The organism is Asaccharospora irregularis DSM 2635 (assembly GCF_900129815.1).
Lineage (GTDB): Bacteria > Bacillota > Clostridia > Peptostreptococcales > Peptostreptococcaceae > Asaccharospora > Asaccharospora irregularis.
Genome location: NZ_FQWX01000050.1, coordinates 1 through 11,373, shown reverse-complemented (window position 1 = coordinate 11,373; position 11,373 = coordinate 1). Strand labels below are relative to the sequence as shown.

The 11,373-nt window shown below is 29.9% G+C and carries 10 protein-coding genes, 2 pseudogenes and 1 riboswitch; of the genes and pseudogenes, 4 read left to right on the top strand and 8 right to left on the bottom strand.

Translation table 11 applies throughout. The features are described 5' to 3' along the window. Positions 1–223: pseudogene (locus tag BUB34_RS13445) on the top strand (hypothetical protein); the annotation flags it as partial. 143 nt (positions 224–366) lie between these two features. Here the strand turns inward: BUB34_RS13445 and BUB34_RS12065 are convergent. The 7 genes from BUB34_RS12065 to add form a co-directional block, all read right to left on the bottom strand. Beyond that, positions 367–633, bottom strand: a complete 267-nt coding sequence (locus tag BUB34_RS12065) for a chorismate mutase (RefSeq protein WP_073127639.1) — start codon at positions 631–633, stop codon at positions 367–369. After that, a complete protein-coding gene (gene aroC / locus BUB34_RS12060) occupies positions 621–1,715 on the bottom strand; it encodes a chorismate synthase (RefSeq protein WP_073127637.1) in 1,095 nt (364 codons plus the stop codon). The genes BUB34_RS12065 and aroC overlap by 13 nt, the downstream gene beginning before the upstream one ends. Then, positions 1,693–2,976, bottom strand: coding sequence for a 3-phosphoshikimate 1-carboxyvinyltransferase (aroA, locus tag BUB34_RS12055; RefSeq protein WP_073127635.1), 1,284 nt, complete (start codon positions 2,974–2,976; stop codon positions 1,693–1,695). Before aroA ends, aroC begins: the two co-directional genes overlap by 23 nt. Before the next feature lie 77 nt (positions 2,977–3,053). Beyond that, a complete protein-coding gene (gene aroF, locus BUB34_RS12050) occupies positions 3,054–4,067 on the bottom strand; it encodes a 3-deoxy-7-phosphoheptulonate synthase (RefSeq protein WP_073127633.1) in 1,014 nt (337 codons plus the stop codon). 533 nt (positions 4,068–4,600) lie between these two features. Further along, complete coding sequence (locus BUB34_RS12045) at positions 4,601–5,356, bottom strand: acyl-CoA dehydratase activase (RefSeq protein ID WP_073127631.1); 756 nt, start codon at positions 5,354–5,356, stop codon at positions 4,601–4,603. A gap of 18 nt (positions 5,357–5,374) precedes the next feature. Beyond that, on the bottom strand, positions 5,375–6,526 hold the full coding sequence (locus BUB34_RS12040) for a double-cubane-cluster-containing anaerobic reductase (RefSeq protein ID WP_073127629.1): 1,152 nt from the start codon (positions 6,524–6,526) through the stop codon (positions 5,375–5,377). A 255-nt stretch (positions 6,527–6,781) separates the two neighbouring features. Then, entirely contained in the window at positions 6,782–7,792 is a 1,011-nt protein-coding gene (add, locus tag BUB34_RS12035; protein WP_073127627.1) for an adenosine deaminase, read from the bottom strand. Positions 7,793–7,889: 97 nt separating this feature from the next. Further along, positions 7,890–7,989: riboswitch (purine riboswitch) on the bottom strand. Between the two features lie 206 nt (positions 7,990–8,195). Between add and BUB34_RS12030 the strand changes: the two genes are divergently transcribed. The 3 genes from BUB34_RS12030 to BUB34_RS12020 all read left to right on the top strand — a co-directional run bounded on the left by BUB34_RS12030 (position 8,196) and on the right by BUB34_RS12020 (position 10,969). After that, positions 8,196–9,425 carry a sodium/glutamate symporter gene (locus BUB34_RS12030; RefSeq protein WP_073127624.1) on the top strand — a complete coding sequence of 410 codons (1,230 nt, stop codon included), beginning with the start codon at positions 8,196–8,198 and terminating at the stop codon, positions 9,423–9,425. A gap of 98 nt (positions 9,426–9,523) precedes the next feature. Next, on the top strand, positions 9,524–9,829 hold the full coding sequence (locus BUB34_RS12025; protein WP_073127622.1) for a DUF1540 domain-containing protein: 306 nt from the start codon (positions 9,524–9,526) through the stop codon (positions 9,827–9,829). 327 nt (positions 9,830–10,156) lie between these two features. Then, complete coding sequence (locus BUB34_RS12020; protein WP_073127620.1) at positions 10,157–10,969, top strand: Mrp/NBP35 family ATP-binding protein; 813 nt, start codon at positions 10,157–10,159, stop codon at positions 10,967–10,969. Positions 10,970–11,215: 246 nt separating this feature from the next. Here the strand turns inward: BUB34_RS12020 and BUB34_RS13675 are convergent. Next, positions 11,216–11,373: pseudogene (locus BUB34_RS13675) on the bottom strand (IS256 family transposase); the annotation flags it as partial.

The following is an 11,373-nucleotide window of genomic DNA, read 5'->3' as shown; positions in this document are numbered from 1 at the left end:
TAGAACTAAGCGTAATTCTGAGGCAATAAACCCTGTTTTGCTTAATTATTATAAAAATAATATGAATGGTAAAAGCAAAAAAGTTGGACTAGTTGCCATTATGCATAAGCTAATGAACTATATTTTTTCTGTGCTACGCAACCAAAAACCATATGAAGTACGTAACCCTAAATTGCACTGTAAGATGTATCTAGAAAACAAAAGTCTACCTAATATAGCCTAACGGCTAATATGAACTATTTTTCCATATAAGCCATCAAAAATTCGTGTATATTTGATGGTTTATTTGCTATACGAAAAAACATAATTATAAAATATTTTTAAAAACTGTTGACTTTAACTAGCTGGTCTATTGTTTGCTATTTTTTATATTTTTTCTTTTTGAATATCTTTACTAATATCCATAATACAACTCAACATCCTAACTATTTCCTCTGAATACTCTGTATTTTCTAGGTTAGATAGTGCATTTTTCAAAACTTGTTTTTCCCTATCCTCCTGAAAAATCTCCATATTTTTATTTTTTTTATAATCGCCTATCTTTAATACAATGTCTATTCTCTTTTCAAATAGTTTAATTAGTTCTCTATCTATATCGTCAATTTCACTTCTAAGTTTCTCTAAATACTCCATTTTTCTTTCTCCTTTAATAAGTCAAGAATTCCTATAGCTGTAACTGCTTCTATAACAGGGATTACTCTCTGAACAATACAAGGATCATGTCTACCCTCAATTTTCATTATTTCATTAGTTTTATCGGAGATATTAATTGTATCTTGCTCCTTTAATATAGATGCAGTTGGTTTTATAGCAGTTCTAAATATTATAGGCATACCACTTGTGATTCCACCTAATATCCCACCATTGTTATTAGTCTTAGTTTTTACAGTATCTCCATCATAATAAAATTCATCATTACATTGTGAACCATACATATTTGCCATTTCAAAGCCTAGTCCAAACTCTACTCCCTTTACAGCTGGAACAGAAAAAAGTAAATGAGAAATAACGGATTCCACAGAGTTAAAAAATGGATCTCCTATCCCTGCATCTATCCCTACTACACAACATTCTACTACTCCTCCTACAGAATCACCTTGCTGTTTAGATTCTAAAATAACCCTTCTCATATCTTCTTCTTTTTGTGTGTCAATTACAGGGAGTTCATTGTTCCTTAATTTAATTAACATATCTTTACAAACATTAGTGAAATCAAATGAGCTATCTTCTATATTTTTTATTTTTTTTATATGACACCCAATCTCTATACCTCTTTTTTCTAATATTTGTTTGCAAATAGCACCGCAAAATACTAATGGAGCAGTGATTCTTCCTGAAAAATGTCCTCCGCCTCTATAGTCATTAAATCCAAGGTACTTAATATATCCAGTATAATCTGCATGAGAAGGTCTCATTAAATCCTTTGTTTTAGTATAATCCTTAGATCTAGTATCTACATTTTTTATAATAGCACAAAGAGGTGTGCCGGTTGTTTTTCCATTAAAATACCCACTAACTATCTCAGGGATATCACTCTCTTTTCTACTTGTTGATAAATCATTTCTCCCAGGAGACCTTCTTTTCATTTCCATAGATATTTTCTCTATATCTAATTCAATTCCTGGCTTAAGACCATCTATCGTTATTCCTATAGAATTTCCATGTGATTCTCCAAATATAGATATCTTTAAGTTATTGCCCCACATGCCACTCATCAAAGCTTCCTCCCAACATTTTAAAGTCATCAAAAAACTTAGGATATGATTTTGAAATGCACTCAAAGTCTTTTATAACAATTGGTTCTTTGCATCTAGTAGATGCTATTGCCAACGTCATAGCAATCCTATGATCATTATGGCTCCATACCTCTACTCCACCTAAAAAATAATCTACTCCATCTATTATTAAACTGTCTTTTTTTTCCTCTATCTTAGCCCCTAATTTGCTAAGTTCTACTGCTACTGCATTTAATCTATCACATTCCTTTATTCTAAGCCTTTTAGCATTAATTATCTCTGTTCGTCCCTTACTCAGACTAGCTACAACCGATAATACCGGAATAATATCTGGACACTGAGATCCATCTATTATTGTTGATTTGAGTTCTTTTGCATATCCACTTATTTTTCCTTGTCTGTCTACAAATTCCATTCCCATTCTATTTAGTATATTTATAACTTCTCGGTCCCCCTGAAATGAATTGCTTTTTAAATCTAATATACTTACATCTGATCCAATTGCATCAGCACATAAATAAAATGCTCCCTGTGAATAATCTCCCTCCACTTTATAGTCAATGCTTTTATATGTTTGATTTCCTTTTATAATAAACTCTTTGTAATCATTATTTATTATATCTATTCCAAAATCTCTCATAGTATTTAAAGTTAAGTCTAAATATCCCCTAGACTCTAACTCTGTAGTTATAATTATTTTAGAATCTCCATCTAATAGTGGAAGTGATAACAAAAGCCCTGTTATAAATTGAGAGCTTATATTTCCCTCAACCTTGAATTCTCCTGGCTTTAACTTTCCACAAATAGATAGATTAAGTTCATCTTCAGCGTAGTTATAACTTATCCCTTGCTTATCAAATATTTCATAGTAAGTGTCTAGTGGTCTTTTCCCTAGATTCCCTCTACCGACAAACCTTGCACCTTCGCATATTGCAATAGATATAGGTATAAGAAATCTAAGTGTAGAACCAGACTCATTACAATCAATTACCTTATCCGATTTTTTAGATCTATCTATACCCTTAATTTCTAGGTAATCTCCTTTATCTTGTATGGTTGCTCCTAATGATTTCATCCCTTCTATTGTAGCTATTATATCGTCTGATAAATTTATATTTTTTATTTTACTAACCCCACATCCAAGAGATGCACATATTACCGCTCGATGCGCTATACTCTTAGATGGCGGGATTCTTACTTCTCCTCTTAACTTACTGGGATAAAGTTTTAATACTCCCATTGTTTTTTTCCTCCTTAAAGTCTATACCTTCAATCTTTTGTTGAAAGATTTTCCATAAAAATATTATATACTATTTTTTATATATCTCTACCTATTATATTTGCCATTAATTTTAATTCTGACATTAATTTTTCAAACTCATCAGGCTTTATAGACTGAGCACCATCACAAAGTGCATTTATTGGATCATTGTGAACCTCTATCATAAGCCCATCTGCACCTACTGCAATTGCCGCCTTAGATAGTGAATCTACCATCCAGTTCTTACCCGCAGCATGGCTTGGATCAACTATTACTGGTAAATGACTTAATTTTTTTATCGCTAAAACAGCACTTAAATCTAATGTATTTCTAGTGTATTTTTCAAAAGTTCTTATACCTCTCTCACAAAGTATGACATTTTCATTTCCACCTGCCATAACGTATTCAGCCGACATCAACCATTCTTCTATAGTAGCAGACAATCCCCTTTTTAATAAGATTGTACTCTTAGTTTTCCCCAATTCTCTTAATAAATCAAAGTTTTGCATATTTCTAGCACCGACTTGAATTACATCGACGTCTCTTTCAAATACTTCTATATCATATGGAGACATTATCTCTGTAACTATTGGAAGTCCTGTCTTTTCTTTGGCTTTTTTTAACAACTCAAGACCTTCGTATTTTAGTCCCTGAAATGCATATGGCGATGTTCTAGGCTTGAATGCTCCCCCTCTTAAAAATCCTGCCCCTGATTTTTTGACATCTTTTGCTACTGATAAAATCTGCTCCTCTGTTTCAACTGAACAAGGCCCAGCTATTATTGCTAATTTATTTCCTCCTATTTTTTGTCCATCTACATTTATTATAGATGGCTCTGGATGAAACAGTTTGTTAGCCTTCTTGAATGGTTCTGCTACATTCATAACTCTTTCAACATTTTTATTTGATTCAATTTGGGCTGCATCTATACTACTTGTATCCCCTACCAAGCCTAGTATTATAAAGTTTTCCCCTTTTGAATAATGTATTTGTAACCCCTTGCTTTTAATAGACTTTGCTATTTTTTCAACTTCACTTTGGCTGGTATCTGCCTTTAATATTACTATCATTTTACCCCTCCTTAATTAAAATTTTAAATTTATTATTCTATAGGAATTCTATTGTAAAAAAATTTTCTATCTAAAACCTTTAAAGGATAATTTTTTTGAAATGCATATACGAAAATTATATTTATCAACAGTCTGAAAATGAATATAATTTCCTATGCATTATAAAAAAAAAAAAGAGCTCTAAAATGAGCTCTTTTAAATCCCTGTTATAAGAAATTATTATAAAAAATTATTATACTTGTATAAAAGATTCTGACCTCATCAGAAAAGAATTATATTTATTTTTGCATGAGAAATAGCCAGAGCTATAGTAGTAGCTCCAGAACATAGAATAAGCATTATATAATTTTGATTCTATTTCTCTTATAATTCCTTTCATAGTATCCTCCCTCTTTAAAATAATAATTTTTATTTTACAATATTTTGAATCTTCCTTTTCCATAATTATAGCAGAGTATTTTTCACTGTCAATAAATTTTTTAAATCTTTAAAATTTTTAAAGAAATTTTCTATACTTAAACCCCTATGTATAGTTATTTAAATGCGATTACAGCAGCACCAAGTGCTCCTATAATTTGAGTGTCCTCTGCTATAAATATCTTTTTACCTAGTATTTCTTCTATCATCTTTACTAATACCTTGCTCTTTGCAAGCCCTCCAGTAAAAGCTACTTCATCAACTATTTCTCCTCTTGCTAACATAGAAGTTGATTTATTAGCAATAGATTTTAAAATTCCTGCGGAAACTTCTTCCTTTGGTATATTTTGTGCAAGTAAACTAACTATTTCAGACTCTGCAAAAACTGTACACATACTAGATATATTTACTGGTTTAGCATCTTTTGCTAAGTCGTCAATATTTTCAATATCACTCCCTAAAAGATTTGATGTTATCTCTAAAAATCTACCTGTACCTGCTGCACATTTATCGTTCATCATAAAGTTGGATACATTCCCATTTTGATCTAAATTTATTACTTTGCTATCTTGTCCACCTACATCAAGAATAGTTCGTATATTATTATTTAAAAAATATATCCCCTTTGTATGACAAGTTATTTCTGTTACAGTCTTGTCAACAAAATCCATAGCTACCCTTCCATAACCAGTTCCTATTACCTTTTTTATCTTGTCTTTATCAATTCCCTCACATAATAAGTCATAAACTTGTTTAGATGTACTCTTTGGGCTCCATCCTGTAGGTATTACTACTTTTTTTACGACTTTTTTACCATCAAATAATACTCCTTTTGTTGCTACTGAACCTGAGTCAACTCCTATACTATACATACGCCCTCCCAATTAACATTATATCATTTCTATAAATGCCTCAAATCTAGTTCTTAACTGTTCTGTATCTGATTTTGAGTAATCGGTTTCTATATACATAAACGGTTTTTCCTTTTCTTTTGTCACAAATTCTTTTATTCTATAACTTTCAATATTAAATGTATGACACGCCTGTAGTACAACATCTATTACACCGTCAACTTCATACTCATCTATTAATCTATCTAACAATTCTATTCTATTGTCATTGTTCATCATACAAGAACAGCCTATATTTATATACTTTTCAGTCAAGGCTTCATATACATCATCATTTTCTTCATCAACTAGTAAATCATTAGATCTTATTCCCCCACAAAGCTCATATGCAACAACTGAAGCTCCAGCATCTTCTAATGTTTTTACTATTTTTTCGCTTATCCCTCCTATTGGCGAACCAGTAATTAAAATTCTTGGTTTTCCTTTTTCAACAGGACACTCTCCTTTTTCATATCTTTGTTTAGCTTCATCTATAACTTTTCTTATTGAAGATTTTAACTCATTTCTATCGAATTTAAATCCAGCTTGCTGTAAAACATTATGAAGTTCCATTCCTGTTAAGGCTGATGGATTTAATTTTCCAAGTTCATAAAACTCTTTTAATAGTCTTCTTTCTTCATTTTTATCTTTTATAGCTTCCTTTATATCATTTTCTGTTATTGTAACACCTAGTGAGGATTCAACCTCTGATTTTAGTTTTATCATTTCATCTTTCCAAAGTTTAAAGGCAAATTCTCCTTTTCCCATATTTGGTAAATGCATAACATAAGTTGGCTTAACTTTTGCTAACTCCTCATACATTTTTTTCTTACCATCACATGTAGTTTCTCCTATTAATAAATCAGAAAAATAAAAATAAGGACAGGTATCAGTTATAGCATGTCCATAGCTTGATTTTATTAATGGGCAAAGATTTCTTGGTAGTACTTTTTCTGCCGCTGGTATAGGCTCCTCACTTACACCACATACTCCTACTACAGTTGCACCTGCTGCCATAATTATCTCAACTGGAGTAAATGCACAGAATATCCCCACCATATTTTTCCCACTTTCCTTCAACTCTTTAGCCTTTATAAATCCCATCTGTCTTGCCTTATTAAAACTTTCAAATTGCTTCGGTAAATTTGTCATTTATTATTCCCCCTAATTTTCATCCTAATTTTACAAATATATTAGGTTTTCTATTAAGAGTTTAACATGACTTTTATACTATAAATTATAGTTTGTATCTATACTAATAATACTATTATAGATACAACTAATGCAATATCATTACATTAAAATTCCTAAATTAAACATTAATTACATATTCTCTATTACCTGTAAACATCTTTAAAGTATCTTATTATATGAATTATATTAAGTTTTTCTTATAAATTATATTATTTATATAAAATTTCTAAGCCATTTTTTTGTTTGTTCGTCTGCAAAACTTGCATCTACAGTATCTAGGTATATTTTTTTATAGTCATTTATATCTAAGCTGTATTTATCAAAAATAAGTTCTAGTTCATCAGTCAAATTTATAGAAGAAACAGTTCTGTTATCTGTATTTATACTTATCTTTAAACCATCCTTGTAAAATTTGTAAAGTGGGTGATTATCATATGAATCTACAGCCTTAGTCTGAATATTGCTAGTAGGGCAAATTTCAAGAAGTACGTTGTTATCCTTCACTGCATTATAAGCTATTTTTATATCGTTTATTCTGACCCCATGACCTATTCTTTCGGCTCCCAAAATATTTATAGCATCTAATACATTTTTTCCACTTGCACCTTCACCTGCATGTATTGTAATTCTATATCCATAATTTTTAGCTATACGCATAACATCTTTAAATGTTTCACAAAATCCCTCTAATTCAGGCCCACATAGGTCTGTTGCTATTACACCTTTACCCAAGAATTTTCTTCCACTATTTATAACTAAAAGTGCATCCTCTACTGTCATAGTCCTCATACAACTTAATATTAAGTTTGCTTTTATATCATATTTACTTTGAGCCTCATAAACGCCCTCTAACACACTCTCTATTATCTCATCTACACTAAGCCCTTTGTGGATATGAAGAAGTGGTGCAAATCTGATCTCCATATACTTTATATTTTCATTAGCTGCATCCTCTAAAAGTTCAAAAGTAATTCTTTTTAAACTGTATTTAGATTGCATTACTCTATTTGGTATATCAAACGTTTTTAAATAATCTACTAAAGATGTACAATCAGAATTAACTCTAACCAATTTATTGATTTGATTTACATCAAATGATGGAATATTTATATTTTCTTTTTTAGCTATATCGATTATAGTTTGTACTCTAACGCTCCCATCTAGATGACAATGTAACTCTACTTTTGGCAATTTATTTACTATATTATTATGATTTGTTTTCATCTTTTTACCTCCTAATTTTTATTATTAATAATGCTATAAGTATTTTTATTTTTATACGCAAAAAAATTCCTGATTACAAAGAAAACCTATTAACTTTAAATAAATAGATTCTCTTCGTAATCAGGAATTTACGGCTCCTGGTAGAGACCCCTAAACCATATCATTAGGGTTATACGAAAAATGTTTTTTTACATATTACATTCCTTTTCAATATTTGTCAATACGTTTTTTACATAATATCTAAACTAATAATTAATATTTCATACTCATATAAGGATATAAAAATTATTTTAAAGCTAATTTTTTTAACCAGGTTATTTTTTGTCAACTTATTAATATATATTTAATACTAATTGTAAACTCTGATTAATTTTACTACTACTTTACACAAGGAGGAAATTATTTGATTTCAATAAACTTAAATATTGTAGATACTTTAATATTATCTACTCTTCTTTTTCTAATTGGAACTGTAATAAAGGATAGGATTTCAATTTTTAATCGTATATGTATTCCATCTCCCGTAATTGGAGGACTTTTATTTTGTTTAATAAATTCACTGCTCAGATCAGCTAATTTATTAATTATTTATCCAGATACTAGTTTGATGCCATACTTTATGTCATTGTTCTTCACCATAATAGGCATTGGCATAAATCTTCATCTAATAAAAAAAGGAGGGTATCTTCTATTTAAATATTGGCTACTCTGTGGAATTCTCGCTTACTGCCAAAGTATCCTCGCTGTAATCCTTGCTAAATTTTTGAATATACACCCTCTTTTGGGACTTATGTGCGGAACTATCTCCATGGAAGGTGGGCATGGTTTTGCTGCTGCATTTGGTTCTACAATTGAAAACCTCGGTGTAAATAACGCCCTTAGCGTCGGAGTTGCCGCTGCTACATTCGGACTTTTACTTGGAAGTTTATTAGGTGGACCTACAGCGAGATATTTAATTGAAAAATATAACCTAAAACCTGTACATATAAAAGGCAATAATTTAAAAGATAAATCTGGATATTCTAAAAAAAATAATAACTCACATATAAATAAATCATCCTATAGTTTGACTACATATACATTCTTTGAGCAAGCACTAGTACTATTACTTTGTTTGAATCTTGGCGAACTTATGACAAACCTGCTTTTTAATACAACTAAAATCATATTACCTACAGTTGTAGGGTGTATGTTTTTCGCAGTAATATTTAGAAGTATTAATGATAAATTTAGATTTATAGCTCTCAATTTTAAGCTTTTAGACTTTTTAGGAGAACTCTCTCTTGGAATATTTTTAACTATGGCCCTTATGAGTATTGATTTATTTAAACTATCTAATTTATTTGGTCCTATATTGATTATAGTAATATCACAAGTAGCATTCTTAATATTTTTCGCCGTGTTTGTATGCTTTAAAGCACTCGGCAAAAACTTTGACGCTGCAGTTATAATTAGTGGTCTTATCGGCCATGGTTTAGGTGCAACTCCCAATGCAATAGCGAATATGACTTCTGTAAGTGATCGATATGGCTACTCTGAAAAAGCCTTTTTAGTCGTTCCTTTAGTAAGTGCTTTTTTATTGGATGCATTTACAATACCTTGCATAATATTTTTTATAAACATATTAAGTTGATTGTATTTTAATCATAAAAATTTTTAAAAATGAATTTTTATGATTAAATTTTGTATACTTCCCCATAATACTAATATAGTTGATTTAGGAGGTTTTTTATGAGAACTAATTTAAATTGTATGGCACATAATTGTGCTTTTAATAAACTTGGGAGTTGCTATGCCTCACATATAAAAGTGGAAGGATTTGATGCTACAGTTACTCCAGAAACCTACTGCGATTCTTTTAGAAATAGACACGCTTTTAATCTTTCAAATTATTCTGGTGAATTAGGACTTACTAATACTCAGAACATATCTTGTAGTGCTACAAATTGTTTATATAATATAAATGGTGGGTGTAATGCTACTAATGTAGAGATCAATTCAGAAAATGCTACTTGCGAAACTTTTAGATTGGGCTAAATACAACTACATTAAATTTAAAAAGAAGTTGATAAGAGCGGTTATTGGCTTCTTTTTATTTTGCTTTCATTTAATTTTAGTTATTAATAGTAAGTATCATTTAATCTTTTTTATCTTTAAATTCTAATTTATATGCTGACTTTATCTAATTAATGTATTAAAATTATATATAGACCCTTAAAATCTAAACTTATAGATTTTTATATTTTATAAGTTTGATATATTATAAAATATAAGGGTATTAAATATTATATATAAATACAATCTTACATACCTTTAATAAAATTAAACTATAGTAAGAAATACATTAAAATCGGAGGGATAAAAATGGCAGATTGTAATTCATGTCCATCAAACGGAAATTGTAACAGTCAAGAGACTTGCTCTATTAAAAACAATCCTAATAATAAAATCAACAAAATTATAGGTGTAATGAGTGGTAAAGGTGGAGTTGGAAAATCTACAGTAACTGCCCTTATAGCTAATGAACTAAATAAAATGGGCTATAAAGTCGGGATATTAGATGCAGATATAACAGGTCCAAGTATACCTAGACTTATGGGTGTAAAAGATATAAAAGCTTATTCAGACGGTTCTAACATATATCCTGTTGTGAATTCAAATAACATAAAAATAATGTCAATAAATCTTATGATGGCTGATGAAAATGAGCCTGTTATTTGGAGAGGACCAATGGTAGGTGAAGTTGTAAAACAATTTTATACAGATGTTCTTTGGGAAGAACTTGATTATTTATTAATAGATATGCCTCCTGGAACAGGAGATGTCGCTTTAACAGTAATGCAGTCTATTCCAATAAGTGGAGTTGTAATGGTTTCTATACCTCAAGACTTAGTTTCTATGATAGTTTCTAAGGCTGTTAACATGGCTAAAAAAATGAATATAGATGTCTTAGGTGTAGTTGAAAATATGAGCTATATACAATGCCCAGACTGTTCTAAAAAAATCAAACTATTTGATGGAGAAGATACTGATAAATTCTTAGAAGATATGAACTTAAGCCTTCTAGGTGAACTTCCTATGAGCAAGGAGATAGTTGATATAACTCACAAAGGAGTTAATGAAACTAGCGAAGAACTAGACTCTATTCTAAAAGGAATAGTGAATAAGGTTAAATAGATAAAAATCCCCTATATAGTAGACATTTTCTAGATGTCTACTAGAGAGTGTAAATTGATTTGTGCTTTAGAGTAATTTCGCTCCTCTATAGCAATGTAATTTAATAATAATATTTGTAAGTTTGAATTAATTATTCATATTTTGGATATTTAATTCAAAAATGGTAAAACTAAATCTAGTGAAGTATATGTAATTTTTCAAAATTACTTATCCTTCAACAAAATCTGAATATAGATTTTTTAAAATTTATATTCTACCATCAAAGAATATAGATAGTTGGTTATAAATACTATCCCAATTTCTATATCTCATAGTCCACTTTTTCATTATGTTTTGGCTTGCTAAGTAAAGCATTTTTAGCAGTGATTCATCTGATGGAAAAGTGGATTTTGTTTTAGTTACCT

Excerpts from the sequence above, each read along its gene's own strand:
- BUB34_RS12065 (WP_073127639.1), bottom strand. The coding sequence starts at position 633 with ATGGAGTATTTAGAGAAACTTAGAAGTGAAATTGACGATATAGATAGA.
- aroC (WP_073127637.1), bottom strand. The coding sequence starts at position 1,715 with ATGAGTGGCATGTGGGGCAATAACTTAAAGATATCTATATTTGGAGAA.
- aroA (WP_073127635.1), bottom strand. The coding sequence starts at position 2,976 with ATGGGAGTATTAAAACTTTATCCCAGTAAGTTAAGAGGAGAAGTAAGA.
- aroF (WP_073127633.1), bottom strand. The coding sequence starts at position 4,067 with ATGATAGTAATATTAAAGGCAGATACCAGCCAAAGTGAAGTTGAAAAA.
- BUB34_RS12045 (WP_073127631.1), bottom strand. The coding sequence starts at position 5,356 with ATGTATAGTATAGGAGTTGACTCAGGTTCAGTAGCAACAAAAGGAGTA.
- BUB34_RS12040 (WP_073127629.1), bottom strand. The coding sequence starts at position 6,526 with ATGACAAATTTACCGAAGCAATTTGAAAGTTTTAATAAGGCAAGACAG.
- add (WP_073127627.1), bottom strand. The coding sequence starts at position 7,792 with ATGAAAACAAATCATAATAATATAGTAAATAAATTGCCAAAAGTAGAG.
- BUB34_RS12025 (WP_073127622.1), top strand. The coding sequence starts at position 9,524 with ATGAGAACTAATTTAAATTGTATGGCACATAATTGTGCTTTTAATAAA.
- BUB34_RS12020 (WP_073127620.1), top strand. The coding sequence starts at position 10,157 with ATGGCAGATTGTAATTCATGTCCATCAAACGGAAATTGTAACAGTCAA.